This is a genomic window from Mesorhizobium sp. M0052 (assembly GCF_040323255.1).
Classification (GTDB): Bacteria; Pseudomonadota; Alphaproteobacteria; order Rhizobiales; family Rhizobiaceae; genus Mesorhizobium.
Window position 1 is genome coordinate 270,942 of record NZ_JAMYUS010000008.1, and the last position, 14,994, is coordinate 285,935.

At 61.4% G+C, this 14,994-nt stretch carries 21 protein-coding genes, 2 tRNA genes and 1 pseudogene; 15 read left to right on the forward strand and 9 right to left on the reverse strand.

Going from position 1 to position 14,994, the window contains the following annotated elements:
* Positions 1-59 precede the first annotated feature (59 nt).
* From NKJ77_RS13670 to NKJ77_RS13715, 10 genes are all read left to right on the forward strand, one after another.
* Positions 60-1,310, forward strand: coding sequence for an MT-A70 family methyltransferase (locus tag NKJ77_RS13670; protein WP_352535321.1), 1,251 nt, complete (start codon positions 60-62; stop codon positions 1,308-1,310).
* The gene (locus NKJ77_RS13675) at positions 1,307-1,513 is read left to right on the forward strand and encodes a hypothetical protein (protein WP_352535322.1); all 207 of its coding nucleotides are present in this window, start codon (positions 1,307-1,309) and stop codon (positions 1,511-1,513) included. The genes NKJ77_RS13670 and NKJ77_RS13675 overlap by 4 nt, the downstream gene beginning before the upstream one ends.
* The gene (locus NKJ77_RS13680; RefSeq protein WP_352535323.1) at positions 1,510-2,373 is read left to right on the forward strand and encodes a hypothetical protein; all 864 of its coding nucleotides are present in this window, start codon (positions 1,510-1,512) and stop codon (positions 2,371-2,373) included. The genes NKJ77_RS13675 and NKJ77_RS13680 overlap by 4 nt, the downstream gene beginning before the upstream one ends.
* Positions 2,374-2,772: 399 nt before the next feature.
* Positions 2,773-3,315 (forward strand): hypothetical protein, encoded by a 543-nt coding sequence (locus tag NKJ77_RS13685; RefSeq protein ID WP_352535324.1) that lies wholly within the window; start codon positions 2,773-2,775, stop codon positions 3,313-3,315.
* Positions 3,281-3,796, forward strand: a complete 516-nt coding sequence (locus NKJ77_RS13690) for a hypothetical protein (protein ID WP_352535325.1) — start codon at positions 3,281-3,283, stop codon at positions 3,794-3,796. The genes NKJ77_RS13685 and NKJ77_RS13690 overlap by 35 nt, the downstream gene beginning before the upstream one ends.
* Positions 3,797-4,064: 268 nt before the next feature.
* Positions 4,065-4,325 carry a hypothetical protein gene (locus NKJ77_RS13695; protein WP_352535326.1) on the forward strand — a complete coding sequence of 87 codons (261 nt, stop codon included), beginning with the start codon at positions 4,065-4,067 and terminating at the stop codon, positions 4,323-4,325.
* Positions 4,322-4,987 carry an ATP-dependent Clp protease proteolytic subunit gene (locus NKJ77_RS13700; protein ID WP_352535327.1) on the forward strand — a complete coding sequence of 222 codons (666 nt, stop codon included), beginning with the start codon at positions 4,322-4,324 and terminating at the stop codon, positions 4,985-4,987. The genes NKJ77_RS13695 and NKJ77_RS13700 overlap by 4 nt, the downstream gene beginning before the upstream one ends.
* A gap of 6 nt (positions 4,988-4,993) precedes the next feature.
* The gene (locus NKJ77_RS13705) at positions 4,994-6,112 is read left to right on the forward strand and encodes an Ig domain-containing protein (RefSeq protein ID WP_352535328.1); all 1,119 of its coding nucleotides are present in this window, start codon (positions 4,994-4,996) and stop codon (positions 6,110-6,112) included.
* Complete coding sequence (locus NKJ77_RS13710; protein WP_352535329.1) at positions 6,112-6,390, forward strand: hypothetical protein; 279 nt, start codon at positions 6,112-6,114, stop codon at positions 6,388-6,390. Before NKJ77_RS13705 ends, NKJ77_RS13710 begins: the two co-directional genes overlap by 1 nt.
* A complete protein-coding gene (locus NKJ77_RS13715; RefSeq protein ID WP_352535330.1) occupies positions 6,378-7,082 on the forward strand; it encodes a hypothetical protein in 705 nt (234 codons plus the stop codon). The genes NKJ77_RS13710 and NKJ77_RS13715 overlap by 13 nt, the downstream gene beginning before the upstream one ends.
* A gap of 174 nt (positions 7,083-7,256) precedes the next feature.
* Here the strand turns inward: NKJ77_RS13715 and NKJ77_RS13720 are convergent, their stop codons facing one another.
* From NKJ77_RS13720 to NKJ77_RS13735, 4 genes are all read right to left on the reverse strand, one after another.
* Positions 7,257-7,595, reverse strand: coding sequence for a sunset domain-containing protein (locus NKJ77_RS13720; protein WP_352535331.1), 339 nt, complete (start codon positions 7,593-7,595; stop codon positions 7,257-7,259).
* 3 nt (positions 7,596-7,598) lie between these two features.
* A complete protein-coding gene (locus NKJ77_RS13725; protein ID WP_352535332.1) occupies positions 7,599-8,000 on the reverse strand; it encodes a calcium-binding protein in 402 nt (133 codons plus the stop codon).
* Positions 8,000-8,503 carry a hypothetical protein gene (locus NKJ77_RS13730; protein WP_352535333.1) on the reverse strand — a complete coding sequence of 168 codons (504 nt, stop codon included), beginning with the start codon at positions 8,501-8,503 and terminating at the stop codon, positions 8,000-8,002. The genes NKJ77_RS13725 and NKJ77_RS13730 overlap by 1 nt, the downstream gene beginning before the upstream one ends.
* Positions 8,504-9,111: 608 nt before the next feature.
* A complete protein-coding gene (locus tag NKJ77_RS13735) occupies positions 9,112-9,336 on the reverse strand; it encodes a hypothetical protein (protein ID WP_023693039.1) in 225 nt (74 codons plus the stop codon).
* Between the two features lie 85 nt (positions 9,337-9,421).
* On the opposite strand from NKJ77_RS13735, the pseudogene NKJ77_RS13740 reads away from it, so the two are divergent.
* Positions 9,422-10,286, forward strand: a pseudogene (locus NKJ77_RS13740) (ATP-dependent DNA ligase).
* On the opposite strand, the gene NKJ77_RS13745 reads toward NKJ77_RS13740, so the two are convergent.
* Complete coding sequence (locus NKJ77_RS13745) at positions 10,283-10,531, reverse strand: hypothetical protein (RefSeq protein ID WP_352535334.1); 249 nt, start codon at positions 10,529-10,531, stop codon at positions 10,283-10,285. The pseudogene NKJ77_RS13740 and the gene NKJ77_RS13745 overlap by 4 nt on opposite strands.
* A gap of 87 nt (positions 10,532-10,618) precedes the next feature.
* Positions 10,619-11,002, reverse strand: coding sequence for a sunset domain-containing protein (locus NKJ77_RS13750; RefSeq protein WP_352535335.1), 384 nt, complete (start codon positions 11,000-11,002; stop codon positions 10,619-10,621).
* Between the two features lie 258 nt (positions 11,003-11,260).
* On the opposite strand from NKJ77_RS13750, the gene NKJ77_RS13755 reads away from it, so the two are divergent.
* Complete coding sequence (locus NKJ77_RS13755; protein ID WP_352535336.1) at positions 11,261-11,791, forward strand: hypothetical protein; 531 nt, start codon at positions 11,261-11,263, stop codon at positions 11,789-11,791.
* A gap of 40 nt (positions 11,792-11,831) precedes the next feature.
* On the opposite strand, the gene NKJ77_RS13760 is transcribed toward NKJ77_RS13755, so the two are convergent.
* Positions 11,832-12,137, reverse strand: coding sequence for a hypothetical protein (locus tag NKJ77_RS13760; protein WP_352535344.1), 306 nt, complete (start codon positions 12,135-12,137; stop codon positions 11,832-11,834).
* Positions 12,106-12,348, reverse strand: a complete 243-nt coding sequence (locus tag NKJ77_RS13765) for a helix-turn-helix domain-containing protein (RefSeq protein ID WP_352535337.1) — start codon at positions 12,346-12,348, stop codon at positions 12,106-12,108. Before NKJ77_RS13765 ends, NKJ77_RS13760 begins: the two co-directional genes overlap by 32 nt.
* A 249-nt stretch (positions 12,349-12,597) precedes the next feature.
* Between NKJ77_RS13765 and NKJ77_RS13770 the strand changes: the two genes are divergently transcribed.
* On the forward strand, positions 12,598-13,230 hold the full coding sequence (locus tag NKJ77_RS13770; RefSeq protein ID WP_352535338.1) for a hypothetical protein: 633 nt from the start codon (positions 12,598-12,600) through the stop codon (positions 13,228-13,230).
* Between the two features lie 389 nt (positions 13,231-13,619).
* Here NKJ77_RS13770 and NKJ77_RS13775 read toward each other — a convergent pair.
* Positions 13,620-13,694, reverse strand: a tRNA-Asn gene (locus tag NKJ77_RS13775).
* 231 nt (positions 13,695-13,925) lie between these two features.
* Here NKJ77_RS13775 and NKJ77_RS13780 point away from each other — a divergent pair.
* Both NKJ77_RS13780 and NKJ77_RS13785 read left to right on the forward strand, forming a co-directional pair.
* Positions 13,926-14,186 carry a PGPGW domain-containing protein gene (locus tag NKJ77_RS13780; protein WP_027050334.1) on the forward strand — a complete coding sequence of 87 codons (261 nt, stop codon included), beginning with the start codon at positions 13,926-13,928 and terminating at the stop codon, positions 14,184-14,186.
* Positions 14,187-14,520: 334 nt separating this feature from the next.
* Positions 14,521-14,594, forward strand: a tRNA-Cys gene (locus tag NKJ77_RS13785).
* Positions 14,595-14,994: the final 400 nt, after the last annotated feature.

Below are 14,994 nucleotides of genomic sequence, written 5' to 3' on the forward strand. Positions count from 1 at the left end.
CTCGTCACCGGCGCCGCCGTTCTTTTCGTGATTGCTGTCCTCACCGGATGGGTGCAGCCATGAGCGCGGATTTCGGGCAATCGACAGGGGCTTTGGTGAGTAAGTACCAGCTCCTGCCGCGCCTTTCCCCAGAAGAATTCGCCTCACTCGAGCGCTCGATCATCGCGCATGGCGTGCTGGTGCCGGTGGAATATGACGAGGCCGGCGAGATCATCGACGGCCATCACCGCGTCGAGATCTGCGCAAGCCTTGGCCTGGTCGACTGGCCGAAATTCGTGCGCAAGGGGCTGTCGGAACTCGACAAGCGGGCGCTGTCGCGCGAACTGAATTTCGCCCGCCGGCATTTGACGACGGCACAGAAGCAGGCGGTGATCTCCGACCAGCTGCGCGACACGCCGTCGATCTCGTCGCGGGCCATCGCCGGCATGCTGGGCGTCGATCCGAAAACGGTTTCGGCGGTGCGCACCCGGCTGGTGTCAACTGGGGAAATTCCCCAGTTCGACGAGACCACCGGCAAGGACGGCAAGGACCGTCCGGCGCGCAAGACCATCAAGACCGCCTTCGTGCCCGACCAGGGCAATGTCGGCGAGTTCCTGAAGGGCGCGAAAATGATCCGCGCCGAAAAGCAGAAGCTCGCGCATGCCGTGCGCCTCACCCATATGGACATGGTCAGGGCCAACGGGGCGGCCACGGCGCCGGGCAAGCTGTCGCGCACCTATTGCGTCGGCTATGCCGATCCGCCGTGGAAGTTCGGCGTGCGCTCGGAAGTGACCGGGCGCGAGAAGAGCGCCGAAAACCACTATCCGACGATGACCACCGACGAGATCATCGCGCTGTTTCGCGACCTCGATCCGTTCAGCGAAAACGCCGTCTTTTTCCTCTGGGCGACCAACCCGATGCTGCTCGACGGCCTGCGGCTGCTTGCCGAGCTCGGCTTCACCTATGTGCATAACTGGGTCTGGGACAAGGAAGTCGCCGGCACCGGCTATTGGGGCCGCGACCGCCACGAGCACCTGCTGATCGGCCGCCGCGGCGACATCGCCGCCCCGCTGCCCGGCTCGCAGCCCGAAACCGTGCACCGCGAGCGCAAGGGCAAGCATTCCGCCAAGCCGGACTTTTATGCCGAGACGATCGAAAAACTGTTTCCCGGCGTCGCCAAGCTCGAGATGTTCTGCCGCGCGCCAAGGCCCGGCTGGGAGAGCTGGGGGTTTGAAGCTGCGGTCGCGCCTTGGACGCCCGAGGTGTTGATCCAGGCCGAGGAAGCACAGAACCCGAAGCGCGGCCGGTCGCGCAAGGCGGTGCCGGCATGAAGCACAGCATTCTTCTCGACCTTCCCGTTGGTGGATCAACGGGTCTCTGCCATCAGTCGAGCGCCGCCATCGAGGTTGCCGCGGCCTGGTATCGCGCCAATGCCTCTGCATGCGAGCATCCAATCATCCCGGCTCTGCGGCGCCGCTTCGGCCTGACGCCGTTGCAGGCCGTTGCCGTGCTGCGCGAGGCCGCGCGGGCATGAGCATCGAGGTCATGGTCAAGGTCATCCAGCGCGCGCCGGAATCGGGCAGCAAGCTGAACTGCATGATCATCATGGCCAACTGGTGCAACGACGAGGGGGACAGCCTTCGTCCTTCAATCGCCTTGCTTGCAGAAGCGATGCGCGTGAGCCGATCGCAGGCCCAGCGCGTTCTACACGAACTCATGCCCGCTACACCGGAGGACGAAGCCGCCGGAAACTGGTGGTTCCGTGTCGTCGGCAACGACAAGGGCGGAGCGCCGGGCATGACAAGACGCTACAAAATGAACGTGGCTAGGCTGGACGAATGTCCGCTGTTGCCGGAGTTCGAAAGGGCAGCCGCGCGGCGCCGGAACAAGAGTGAGACGGGTCGCATAGGTGCGACGGGTCGCATGGATGCGACGGGTCGCATGGATGCGACCTCACGGGCCGCACCCATGCGACCCGATTCGTCAGAAGACTCGTCAATTGAGAGAGAGCGCGCGCGCGATGACGGGAAGGACTTCGAGCAAGCTCGCCGCGCCTGGCCGACTGGCTTTGCCGACAGTCGGAAAGATGCGCTGAAAGTCTGGTTAGCGCTTTCACCTGAAGATCGCGTTGAGGCAAGCAGCGAAATCAGTCGGTTTGTGGACGCGAACAAGTCGGCAGGTCGAACGCTGATCTGCAGCTTTGCGGCATACCTGAGCGAGCATCGGTGGACGGCGCTGCCCTATAGGAGGCCAACGCCGTCTTCATCTGCGGCAGCAACCGAACCGAAAGCCTCGCCAAGACCGTCGCGGCCGACGGCGTTCCAGCGAGCCAATCCGCACCTCTACCCCGAACTGTTCGGTCAGCCCAAGCCTGATGCCGAGGCGGCAGCATGACCATGAGGAGGGGGGCGGTCAAATCTCTGAAGCCTATGGGGCCTCCAACCGCTTGGGGCTCACTCACAGGTTTTTTTCTTGGCGCCGGATTTTTTGCTGCCGAACCGATATTTGAACACTCGCCGACCGGGGCGCGCCGGTGAGCACTCGAAAAACAACAAACGACATCAGTGACTTACCTGCGCGAACCAGTTTCGTGAGCGCGAAAGTATGCTCGAATCGTTCGATTAATTTCGTTTGTGAGCCGGTGCAGCTTGGGCTGCCTGGCCTGCCGCCGGCGACTGCTCGCTGCTGGCATTGCGGCGAACTGTTCGGCGTCGGCCAAGCGCGCCGCGGTCGGCCACAGGCATTCTGCTCGCCTCCTTGCCGCCAGGCGCATGGCGCCGCGCAGCGCGAGACGTGGCGAATGACGCACGGCAACGGATCCGCACCGCATTCCGACGGCTCGACCGGCGCGACAGTCAGCTGCTTGACCTGCGGCAGCGCGTTGCCAACTACGCCGAAGCGGGCCGGCCGCCTGGCTCGTTTCTGTACTCCGGAGTGTCGGCACAAAGCCGTGCTTCGGCGCCGGGCGGCGTGGCGAGCACGTCGCCGCAGGGTTGCGGGGCCGTGACATCGCCGAGCCAGGAGCACACCCGAAAGCTCGCCGCGGCGCGTCAGCGGCGGCGGCGCCGACGTGAACAGCGCGGCGAAATCGTGGTCCCGTTTGTGGCAGCCGACGAATTCATCACCTGGGCGATCGATACCGGCCGGGTCGACGAAACGAGAGCTTGGGACCGCGTGGCGCTCGCGAGAGCGCTGCGCCTGATCGTGATCGAAGCAATGGCGTCACGCGTGACGGACGGATTTGCCGAGGCCGCGGTAAGACGTGACCAGCACGAAGAATCGCCCACCAGGAGACCGACAGATGCTCGCAAGGCTCTTCCCGACCGAGAGAACTGAAACCACAGCGGCCGATCGCCTTCGCGAAAGCCTGCAGCTGCCCGCCAAACCGAATATTCTGAAGCTCGCCGAAGCTGGCGTTGACAGAATCCGCACCCAACGCGCCGATCGGCTGAACGAAATCCAGGCCTTCGCGTCGGGCACTTCCACGAACAAGGCCCATGCCGCGCAATTGAGAGTTGAGCTCGAGGCGTTCGACCAAGGCGACGGTAAGAAGGCATTCGAGGAACGATCCCGCCGCCGTGAGGCATTCGGCAAGGCTGCAATGGCTGAGCTTGGCCCAGCCGTCGCCGAATATCGGCAGGAGATCAATCAAATGATCGACGAAATGGAGGCGCTGAACGCCTTGGTTTTGGAGCTGCTGGCCGCCTCGAACGCAAACGGCATTGAAGCCATCACGGGGATCAGAGCATCTCTGCCGCTGTCGCACGTCATCAGGCGCCTGCGCCAGATCATCAACAACAACGGATCGATGTTCTGATGAAAAAACCTTCCCCGGCGCGCGGTTCATTGCGGGCGACTAAAGGGCGCGTCCAAAAGCAGATAGACGACCTCCGGCGCGCGTCGGGTCTGAGTGCTTCCGGTCAAGGTCGTCGTTGCCCTGAGTACGAGCCGGCAAAACGAAATGACCCGGCGAACGGCTCGGCTGCCGCGCGCTTGCCAATAGCGAGCGCGCGGCAATCCGCCGAAGACACCGCCGCCGGCGAACTGGCGCGGATCCGGTTCCAAGTTTTCATGGAGAGGGCTCGATGAACTCGATTCCAACAGGTGGCCGAACGGCCCTGGTGGTCGCGGCCGAAGATAGCCGACAGACTGCCCCAGTCATCGTTGACGTCAGTCGCAATCTGCCAATCGAAAGGCCGGAACAGGTCGGCGCGGCGCTGGCGGGGCTCTCCGCGGCGCTCGTCTCGGCGGTCGAGGGCGCCGACGACGTCAGCCTGGAAATTGACGCCACCACGACTGGCATTCGTTACAGGTTTCGGTCCTATCGCAGGAGCACTGGACGATGAGCAATGCTGTTTTCCTCTACGCGAAAGGCGAAGTGAATTCGCACATGGTCGAGCAGGTGCGCAGCGATCTCGCACACAAGCCGCGGGCGACGCGCCTTACTCTATTGATCGATTCGCAAGGTGGTGACATCGACGACGCAAAGCGCATTTACCAAGCAATCCGCAAGCACCCGGCCGCTATTAAGCGCGCGACGATCGTCAATCAATGCTGCTCGGCAGGGATCATCGTGTTGTTGGCCTGCGATTACCGGCGGGCACAAGCGAACGCGAAAATCGTTCTCCACCCGACAGAGATCGAACCTGCGCATTTCAACCAGACTGGCCGCGGCCGCTGGACTGCAGCGCGATACGCCGATGCCGCTGCTCGCTTGCAACGGATCGACGGTGAAATACTCGATCTGATGGCCGAGCGGACTGGAGCAAGCCGGGCTTCGCTCGCGAGCGAAGATGCGCATGAGAGGGAAACGCCGTTGCCCAAGGCGATCGGCTTGGGCCTGATCCATTCAGCTACGGGCTTCCCTTCGCGGTGCAATGCATCCTGGCCCGTTGCAGCCAGGGCCATGAGCAAGAGCGGCGCCCTGATCGGCTTGCCAACACATTTCTTTTCCGAAGCCTTCTTTGCGGCATGCAATGCGGCACCGAGGCACGAGAGTGATGAGTAGCGCTCGATGAGCTTCATGGCCGACCAGATCTTCGATTCCGGCCTGGCCTTCGTGACCAGCCATGCCAACCGGCTGCATATGTGCTCGGACGAGCCGGCGACTTATGCCGAGGCCGTCTCCCTGTCGCTGGGCCACAAAGACAGCCCGACCGTAAGCTCGCCATCGCCCTTCAACTCGGGCCGTAAGGTGACGATCTCCGCCTTCACGGATGGTGTGTTCACCGCTGCCGGCAGGGTTACCCATTGGGCTCTCGTCGACAGCGTCAATTCCGTCCTGCTCGGCACAAACACATTGGCGGTTCCAAAGAATTGCAACGACGACGGCTTCTTTACCTCGCCGGCGTTCCTGATCGCCATTCGAGGTGAGAACGACGTCGCCCTTTCGATCTCCGGTGGACCGGTCACACTGGCGACCAAGGACCAGGCCTATGCCGGCTTCGTTGTCTCGGGCAGGGGCGGCACGCCTCCCTATGCGTATTCCGTCTTCTCCGGCTCTCTGCCCGACGGACTGGCGCTCAATGCATCGACAGGCGCGGTCAGCGGCACACCGACAACGGCAGGTAGCTTCGATGACATCGTGATCCGGGTGACCGATGACGACGGCTCGGTCGCCAACCTGGGTGCCTTCAACATCGAGGTGCTTGCATGGGTGGCGACCGCAAGCCTGACCTTCGAGGCAGACAGCTTGGGCGGCCAGACTGTCCGGATCAGGATTGCGTCCGCACAGATCGGAACAGGCGGCACCCAAGTGCGCGTCACCCTGATGGCGAGCACTTCACATGGCGGCGCCGACATTGTGGGAGCCTTCGTCGGAATAGCCGGCACCGCGGCCGCATATGCGACAACGCCAACTCGTCTGACCTTCAACGGTGGAAGCTCCGGCGTTTCGCTTGGGCAAGGCTCATCGATCGTCACCGATAACGTCGCATTTTCGACGGCGCCGGGCGACGACATCATCATCGGCCTGTCCTTTGACAGCTCCTCGGCCGCCCGCGGCACGGGGTCTCAACTTGGCTGGGATACGTACATCAAAGCCGCCTTCGACGATGCGGGCAACATCAGCGGAAGCGGTTATTTCGGTGCGGCTTGGGGCGTCATCTGCATCACGAAAATAGAGGGTTTCTGATGAGCGATCCAGCAGCAATGAGCATCGCCGATCTCGTCCAGTTCCAGCCTCGCATCGAGGCCGTGACGCGCGGCAGCGGCGAGAGATTTGACCTGACCACATGGGAGGGCGCGACGGCTTGGCTCGCAGCATGCAAGGCCCCGTCGTCGGCCGAGCTCTTTCACGTCCATAGAGACGATATCGCAACCTTGGAGGCTGCTTGGCGCGCCGGCGTGCCTTTTCCGGTCGGCCGAAATGCAATTCTCAACGAAGAGGACCCGCGCAAGTGTTCAAACTGACCAACCTCATAGGATTTGGCGCCAACGCCGCCCTCCACGTTCCGCCTCCGTCGTCGCCGGTGACATATATCGCCCACTCAGCAGGTGCTGTCTCAGCCGGCAGCTATACCTACGCAAGCGCGCCGCTGTCGGCGCCGGCTGCTGATCGCCTTGTCGTGGTCGTTCTCACCGGCGACTCGGTTGGCAACTATTCAACCACGGGTGTCTCGGTCGGCGGCACGGCATTGACGCTCTGGAGCCCTGGCCGCCTTCAGCTTTTCACAACAGTCGTGACCTATCTAGAGGTCTACTACGGCATCGTCGCCGCCGGTGCGGCACCGAACATCGTTGCCACCATGACGGCAGCGAATGCGGCCATGGACGTCTATTGTCTGTCTGGTTGTAGTTCGACGCCTGTTGATCAAGTCGGGGTGACATCGGCGAGCGGCACAAGCTGCGCCATCAACAATGTGGAAACCAAAGTCGGCGGCGCGCTGGTCGCAGCCATTGCCGCACAGAACGGCAGCGTCACGTTCACCGAGGGCTGGACAGGCGCCGGCAGCATCGTTGAAGATTCAGACACAGGTGGCGCCAACCTACGCACTGGTGCCGCGCACATCGCCACAACGGCGGCAACGACGACCGACGATTTCACCTTCACGCTTTCCGCATCGAAGACCTTCGTCGGCGGGGCAATCAGTTTCGGGCCGTAGGTTATCCCACTTGAGGGTACATGTTGCCGATCGGATCGGATGGGTGCTTGACCGCAGGCCGATGAGGCGCGCCGGCCTCCGGTGCAAGCTTAATCACAATGCTGAGCCCAATTATGATGCCGATCGCCACCGCAAGTACGAGGGCAGTCCGGCTAGGCGCTGGATGGTTGGTATTCATTGCCTAGCCTTCCTCCACCCGGCCGCGCGCGCCTGGTCTTCAGAGCAAAACCAGCGCTCGCCCTTCAGCAGGCTGATGCGGGTTTCGGAGTAATATTCCTGGCCGGGGACATGATAGATTTTCTCGCCGGCGTTGTAGCTGATGTTGCCCTTGATGTTGCAACTGGTGAACTCAGGACCGATCTGGATCGCCAAACCGACGCCCAGCAGCGTCAGGAGCCCGAGGAGCCCAACCCACCATTCCCACCAAGGCGCCCGTTCAGGCGGCCGCCTATGCCGGCGATACCGTCGCCGGTTGTACTCGTTGTCCGCGACGTATCGGTGCCGCTTGCCCATTACTCAATGCCTATCGCAGGCGATGCCATTGTGATTGCGGTCCAGGCCATTCACGTCCGGCCCGGTGAGGGGCGTGTTCGGCGGCACCACCGGATTGTTCCCCTTGCCGCCGGCGCAATCCAGATCGGCACCACCATTCGGCACCGTCGCAAGTCCGGCAGGCGTCACGCCACGATATCGCTGGACAACGCCGGCAATGCGTTGGCCGTTACCCTCGATGTGCGTGTTCTGGCTGTTCGGATTGAACGGGTCGACGGTCTGGGCGAGGCTGTTGGCCCGGTTGGCGTCGCCGGCGGCGAGCGTCACGGTGTCGTAGTTGTTGAGATAGTCCACAGCGCAGCCGCTGAGTGCCAGAATGGCGCTCAGAAAGAACAGCACTGCAGGACGCGCCACCACCTTGGACATCAGACTGGTGCCGGATTGACGCCGGCGGCTCTCAGCTGAGCTCCCAGCTTTGCTCGAGTTGCGCAGGAGGCCTTGTTACCGGCGACGCACTTATTGTTCGCATCTGACCAGTCCAGCAAAGCCGTATTGATCCAACTGCCGGGCGCCCTCTGTATCCCGTACGGCGTCGGTTGCGCGCCAGCAGCGACGGCTGCTGCAGCAACTGCGGCACCTTGCCCATGCGGGGCACGCTTCCACCCGCTTAGGATCAGGCAGTTTTTCATATACTGGTCTTCGGCAGCCAAATTGCCCAGGGCATTGCCGATACCGGCCCCCGCAACAAATCCCGGAGACCCGATAGCAATATAGCCTTGGTCGACTGACCCCTTATGCATTTCGCATTGAGCATGGGCGACGTCGAAACTAGGCCCGTAGCCTATTTGCATGTAGTCGGCTTGATTGCTTGTTTGGCAGCCGCAAAGCACTGCCACGGCACCAAGTGCCATGAATACCTTTGTTTTCATCCCCCAGCCCTCCCAAGGCGGCGTTAGCATCTCTCAAAGCTGATATTTGCGCAAGTGACGACAGGTGCCCTGATATCGGATGCTTGGTTCCGTCACAGCCAAGGAGCCATTTTGCTGCACGGCTTTTGTGAAGACCGTCCCATTTCAGCACTGAAATGCTGGCACCGCTCTTGCAGCATCAATCTTGCCGGCTGACCCCGGTCCTGATCGCGTACTCTGATCAGGTGTAAGGCCTCGCCGGGCTCGAGGTAGTTGGGGTCTTCGCCCGGCGAGTTGTCTACCAGCACGGAACGCGCCGGCCGAGGCCTTGCTTATAAGCCGCGACTTATGCAATATCGCCACGTTCTCCAAAGCGAGGCGCGGCATGCTGGCACGGACAGATCGTCATCCCTGCGATATCCACGCCATTTCCCGCATATGCGGTGTCACCCTGCACGACAGCGCCGATAATCGCTCGACCGGCCGCAAGCCTGGTCACTGCTACTGCAAACCCGCGCGGTCCGCGACATTAGAGCGCCGCGGCGGCGTTGGGCGCGCGTTCCCGCTGGGGGTCTCCCGCAAGACTCGGCCACCGTCGCGCGACCAAGCGAGCTTCCCTGTGTCCGCCCCTATTTGATACTCGGGGACGGTGGTTTCACCATCACGCGCAATTGCATCTGATCGATCGTTGCGACGATGGCAGCCGCCAGCGCTTCCGCCTCATCCATGAGCCCCGGCCCATAGAGACCGTTCACCGCTTCCTCGCTGGGCAGCACGCCGGGCGGGCAGTGGTCCTCGATTGTGCGCCGGATGAGCGTCAACGCTGCCCGGCATTCGTCGGCTTCGATCTTCATAACCTTTGAAACATGCATTTGAGCTAAAATGTTCCGGAACCGATTTCAGGTTCGCGGCTTGAATCGCCGGACGGTGGGTCAGTGCATGCGTTTGAAGTTCGTCGCGCCGTTGATGCCGACCCTGGTGGAGAAGCCTCCCGAGGGCGACGACTGGATTCACGAAGTGAAGTTCGACGGCTACCGTTCGCAGCTCATCATCGATGAAGACGGGATCCGGATTTACACACGCAATGGCCACGACTGGACGGCGAAATACCGCGACCTGGTGACAGAGGCCAAGACCCTGGGCGCCGAAAGCGCGATCGTCGACGGCGGAGATCATCGTGTTGAACGATGCCGGCCTGTCCGACTTCGGCGAGCTGCGCAAGGCGATCACCCGCCGCCAGCAAGACCTCTATTTCGTCGCCTTCGATCTGTTGCACCTCAACGGGCACGATCTTCGCGATATGGCGCTCGAGGAGCGGCGCGAAATCCTGGCCGGCATGATCGAGCCGGGCGGCCGGATCCAGTTCAGCGAGCCGCTGCCGGGTGAAGCCAAGGCCATCTTTCACCTGGTCGACCAGGCCGGGCTCGAGGGAATGGTGTCGAAGCGCCGCGACAGCAAATACCGCAGCGGAGCGTCGACCAACTGGCTGAAGGCCAAATGCTATTCGATCGACGAGTACGAGCTGCTCGGCGTCGAGCGCGAGGCAGGCAAGCCGGCGTTCGCTCTCATGGCCGAGCGCGGCACCGGGCGCTATGTCGGCAGCGCTTTCGTGACGTTGAACCGGGAAATGCGCGAACGGCTCTGGAAACGGGTCCAAGAGCATCCGGGGAAGGCGCCCAAGGGGATGAAGCGGCCGGCAACGCAATGGGTCAAGCCTGGGCTGATCGGCCGCGTGAAGCACCTGCGCGGAGAGGAAGACCTGCGCCATGCGTCCTTGCAGGATTTCAGGGAAGAGACCCCTTAGCCGGGCGGCTTCTCACGCGGCTGTGCCGGCCCTGTCCCGTTCCATTGGATGAATTGCGCCTTTTGTCCGGTGATGGTCTCGATCGACTTCAACAGCGGTCGATGGACTTCACGCAGGGCCTGGTAATGCTCGCTGTGGTACGCCAGGAGCGGCCCGACGATGCTCTTGTGCAGCGCTTCGGCTGCCGCCAGGAAGCGGTCAATTTCAGCCAGGGAAAGCTGTTCGGAAGGTTTGGTTCTGGCCATTGGCGATCTCCGTTGAGTGGGGTCGCCGCAACGAGGACAATAATCCTACATGCCGAGCCGGTTGGCAAGCGCAGTGTTGACGACCCTCTAGCGCCGGGCCTTCCGCCAGCCGGCGGCCCGTGCCTCCGCCTCGCTGCAGAACCAGCGCTCGCCGTACTGAGGACTGATCTTCGTCTCCCAGTAATGCTCCTGCCCTGGGACGTCATAAATCCGCTCGCCGGTATTGATGGAAATGTTCCCCTTGATATCGCAGCTGCCCGCGCCGGCCGTGCGGGTTCCACTCAGCCAGCCAGTTGGGACGAGCCCGACGACCTTGTCGAGCGCTTGTGGGTGAACGGTGAAAAACGCGGTCAAGGGAACCATCATCACCAGCGCCGGCAGGTATTGCCATCGCCACAACCGCCGCCGCTTGGCGTTCTTGCGCCAGCGGTCGGCCTGGTTAGCCCCTCCATGACGCTGGACCTTGCCCACGCCTTTATTCCCCCATTGGGGAAAATGCGTCCATTACGGGGGAGAGTCCAGAGTGCTCGCCCCCGCGACCTCCGTCGGTTGAACGTTTCACGTGACCAGCACTGAAACACTGCCTCAAAGGTCTAGAGTGGATAGTCGTTGGGAAACTCCCGCGCCGCGTGTGCTCGAAGCCGGTCTCGCTGTCGTGATCTTGCCTGTCTGTGGCATCCGCGCACATCGGGTGCTATCGGTAAAGTCGCTGAAAGGGGGCAAGACTCGGTGGAAAAAAAAGACACTCGACCGTACACACTTGCATGGACGATATCGATCGTCGCCCTTCTGAACTCAGTTGTTGCAGTTTTTGTAGTTGTAGTCCCAATAGCAGTGAACCTATTCACTCCTAAGAATTCGCACCTTATATACTCCATTCAATCGAGCGCAGATCAGTCGATCGGACTTCTGGCTTCAAATAGCGGCATCAGAGCGGGCACCATTTCCGGCGCCTCATTGTCTGGCAAACTCGGCAGTGAGGAAGTCGACGGCCTCGACCTGCGGATCGTGGGGGTGGCCGGCAGCGCGGTGATCGTATCCCCGGGCGAAACAAAGCTCTTGACGCTCACCGTTTTAAAACCGGTGCCGGGAGTGCGCATGATCGAAATATTGCAATGCGGGCCGGCAGTGATGCTATTCATCGATGTGAGTTCAACAGATTTTCAGGGTCAAAGACGTACAGACCATCTGCCCATCAACTGCGCTGAGCAGCTGAGCTTCGTCAGTAGCTTTGCCGAAATCCCCCAGATCGCTGAATGAAAAACGCGGCCGGCTCATCCTAGTTCGACACTGTCGACGATTATCTCCATGAGTTTTCGGCAATGAACTCTGCCTTTTCATCCACAGTGGCAGCACGATAGGCGGCTCTGAGGCGTTCCAATCCACTGGCCTTCACCTTGCCTGTCGCATCGGTAAGCTCTTTCAGCGACACGGCGCCCGCTGTGACAGCTGCGACAAGATCCGGGCGATGCTTGATGGCCTTCGCCATGCGCACCCTGCGCTCGCTCACCTGCATCGCGCGGGCTGCTGCCTTGGTGGAAGGCCGCCGCGCAGCAATTTTGCCGGCTTTTCGCTCATGGCCGCGACGGCTTTCTGAGCCGGACACCCGGCCCTTCGCCATTCTCTGGAACGAAGCTGACGCCGGCCGCCTCGAGCGCCGAACGTATATCGGCGAGGGTGCGATCATAAGGCGTGCGGTTACCCCGCTCAAAGTCGGCAAGCGTTTTCGTCGCCACTTTGCTAGCCGTCGCAAGCTGCGCCTGGGACCAGTCCAAAAGAGCACGGGCTGCGCGACACTGTGCCGGAGATAATTCCATCTAACCCATAACCTTACCGAAAATCGGTTGACTTTTGAAACGTAACGTTACATGAAATCGGTTATCGCATAACGCGACAAGAGGAGCAAGAGCATGCCGAACACGTCTGTTCGGGCAGCCGCCGAAGGCTTGCCCAATTATCCCCAAAATTCACACCGCCCCGGCTTCATACGTAAGCTGCTGATGGCTTGGACTACTTCGCGTGCGGGAAGCGAGCCCGCGGTGCGTAAACCAGTACAGGAGAGCTTCATGAACCAGCATATCGATCGCAGAGCCTTGATCGCGGCTTCGACAGGGGCAGCAGCATGTGCTTTGGCAGTTGCCGGGCCGCACATCAGCTCAGCGACAGCGGCAGAGAGCTTCGAGAGCGTTCGGCCCGACCCGGCGTTTGCCGCGCTCGATCGTCTCAAGGCCGCCGACCGAGCACTCAGCCGTTGTGGTTCGCTGTTAGACGATGCTGAGGGCCTGGCCCGCCCAACGCATGGGTTCTGGCCGAGTCGGCTGATCGCCTGGCGCTACCATTCAGCGATCGGCGGGCGAGAGATTGAAGCGGCACGCGCCGAGTTCCTGGACCTCCCGGGCGCCAACATTGCGCGGATCGAGGAAGAGTTTGCCGACGCCAAAAAGCGATATCGTGCGGCAGTGCGGGCCGGCGATGATTGGGACAGGCGGGCAGGGCTGACAGAACTTCGAAGCCGCGCACGCCAAGCTCGGAAAGCGTTCATACTTGAGACGCGTCGATTTGCCCAAACGCGGGCAACGACGCCAGCGGGCGCTGCTGCCATGATCGATTTCGTGGCTCGCGACATGCAGACCGGCGATACCGAATGGCATCTCCCCGCTCTCAAGGCAGCCGCCACCGCACTGCGAAAGATGGCTTGAACCCTGTTTCACGGGTGACTGCTGCTGTAACCAGTTGAGAAACATGACTAGCCTAGCCGCCCATGTTGCTCGGTGGGGAGCCCGTTTTCGTCTGCAACGGTCTCAGCCTCCGAGCACGTGGCCTATGGCAATCCCGAGGCCAATTGCGATACCCGTTGTCAGATTGCCGGAAAGGCGAAGCGCCCATGCCGCCGCGACAGCTTGCCAATTCCATGTCGGCTGCGTCCTGTGCAAGCGGATCAACTCATCAAAAACCATGTTCCATGGTGGTTTCTCTCCTTCGGCGATTCCCGCCTGGATCGGCGCCTAGCGAAGTCGATTGGTGTAGATATGCTGTAGATCAGCCGAAAATCGGCTGTTCCGCAAAACTCTGAAACCTTTGGAAATGTTGGCTCCCCGGGCCGGATTCGAACCAGCGACCAACCGGTTAACAGCCGGTTGCTCTACCACTGAGCTACCGGGGAATAGAGGCTCTCATGTGAGTGGCGCAGCCTATAGCAAACCCTTTTCGGCTTTGCAAAGAAGCATTTCGCATTTTTTAGCGCATTTTCACCCAATGGTTTCTGGCAATCGCCGGATGACACCACATATGAGCCGTCTTGGGCGCCGTCGGACCTTGGTCGGCGGAACCTGAAAGGCGATTGCAGCCTTTAGCGCATATGGCTTTATCGAAGGCAACCGGATCGACTTTCGACATGACTGCAGCAGACGAAAACCAGGCACCGGCGCGGAAAATCTCGGTGTTCGGGCGCGAGTTCACCATGCCGCGCTCGCGCGGGCTGAGGATCGCCATCGGTATCGTGCTGGTGTTTTTCGGCCTTCTCGGTTTCCTGCCGATTCTCGGCTTCTGGATGATTCCGCTCGGCCTTTTGGTGCTTTCCTACGAATTTGCCGCGGTGCGCCGCCTGCGGCGCCGGTTCGTCGTCTGGTGGGAACGGCGTCGCCGGCCAAATTGAAAGCGATGGCGCGCGGTCCCGGTTCAGTGGACGCTTCGCTTCCAGCCCCTCGCAGACCTTCCCCTCGAATATCTCCTTGAGAACGGCAGCCCTGGTGTCAGCCGCGCGTTTACGGTGGAAGCCAGTTTGCACCCGCTGCGTAAAGCCGCGGGTTCGAGTTTCGCCGGTCGCGCAGCCATGGTTGAGGAGCGGCCAATATGCCGGTGCGCCAAGCGCTGAAATCGCTAGGGAACCACGTTGCGGCGGCTGATGAGGAAAGCGCGCCGGAATGCCGCGCGGACGCTTGACGACCTTTCGCTGCCACCATATTGAGTTCGCTCGCCGGGAGCGATGAGGCCTCGTGGCGGAGTGGTTACGCAGAGGACTGCAAATCCTTGCACCCCGGTTCGATTCCGGGCGAGGCCTCCAACCGGTTACATAGGAATAACAATGGTTTAGCGAAGCAGGGCTCCTTCGGGGGCCCTTTTTCATGTCGCACCATGTTGCAAGTGGCTACCATTGATTACAAAGGGCTTTCTCTGACACCCGGCAATTCCGTGCGACATGAAACGCGACATGACACAAAAAACACACCGTCAGGCATCCGGGCACCTTTTGCCCGTTCCCGATTGATCTGTGAGGTTTGTCACAGACGCACCGACGTATCGGCGTAGGCTACGTTCAGTTTCCTGCAGCGGTAAAGGGAGTGCTCCGATGCTCATGAACCTTCCTATGCTTGTGAACCTTCCTCTTGTCGCAGTTGGTCCCCTTGCCGATTGGGTCCGTCATCGAGCCGAGCAGAAGGCGCTGTTGAAGGCAACGGACGAGT

Coding starts and splice junctions, on each gene's coding strand:
- NKJ77_RS13730 (WP_352535333.1), bottom strand. CDS start 8,503: ATGAAAACAAAGGTATTCATGGCACTTGGTGCCGTGGCAGTGCTTTGC.
- NKJ77_RS13680 (WP_352535323.1), top strand. CDS start 1,510: ATGAGCATCGAGGTCATGGTCAAGGTCATCCAGCGCGCGCCGGAATCG.
- NKJ77_RS13705 (WP_352535328.1), top strand. CDS start 4,994: ATGAGCTTCATGGCCGACCAGATCTTCGATTCCGGCCTGGCCTTCGTG.
- NKJ77_RS13670 (WP_352535321.1), top strand. CDS start 60: ATGAGCGCGGATTTCGGGCAATCGACAGGGGCTTTGGTGAGTAAGTAC.
- NKJ77_RS13710 (WP_352535329.1), top strand. CDS start 6,112: ATGAGCGATCCAGCAGCAATGAGCATCGCCGATCTCGTCCAGTTCCAG.
- NKJ77_RS13695 (WP_352535326.1), top strand. CDS start 4,065: ATGAACTCGATTCCAACAGGTGGCCGAACGGCCCTGGTGGTCGCGGCC.
- NKJ77_RS13675 (WP_352535322.1), top strand. CDS start 1,307: ATGAAGCACAGCATTCTTCTCGACCTTCCCGTTGGTGGATCAACGGGT.
- NKJ77_RS13780 (WP_027050334.1), top strand. CDS start 13,926: ATGACTGCAGCAGACGAAAACCAGGCACCGGCGCGGAAAATCTCGGTG.
- NKJ77_RS13700 (WP_352535327.1), top strand. CDS start 4,322: ATGAGCAATGCTGTTTTCCTCTACGCGAAAGGCGAAGTGAATTCGCAC.
- NKJ77_RS13725 (WP_352535332.1), bottom strand. CDS start 8,000: ATGTCCAAGGTGGTGGCGCGTCCTGCAGTGCTGTTCTTTCTGAGCGCC.
- NKJ77_RS13770 (WP_352535338.1), top strand. CDS start 12,598: ATGAACCAGCATATCGATCGCAGAGCCTTGATCGCGGCTTCGACAGGG.
- NKJ77_RS13745 (WP_352535334.1), bottom strand. CDS start 10,531: ATGGCCAGAACCAAACCTTCCGAACAGCTTTCCCTGGCTGAAATTGAC.
- NKJ77_RS13765 (WP_352535337.1), bottom strand. CDS start 12,348: ATGGAATTATCTCCGGCACAGTGTCGCGCAGCCCGTGCTCTTTTGGAC.
- NKJ77_RS13690 (WP_352535325.1), top strand. CDS start 3,281: ATGCTCGCAAGGCTCTTCCCGACCGAGAGAACTGAAACCACAGCGGCC.
- NKJ77_RS13735 (WP_023693039.1), bottom strand. CDS start 9,336: ATGAAGATCGAAGCCGACGAATGCCGGGCAGCGTTGACGCTCATCCGG.
- NKJ77_RS13720 (WP_352535331.1), bottom strand. CDS start 7,595: ATGGGCAAGCGGCACCGATACGTCGCGGACAACGAGTACAACCGGCGA.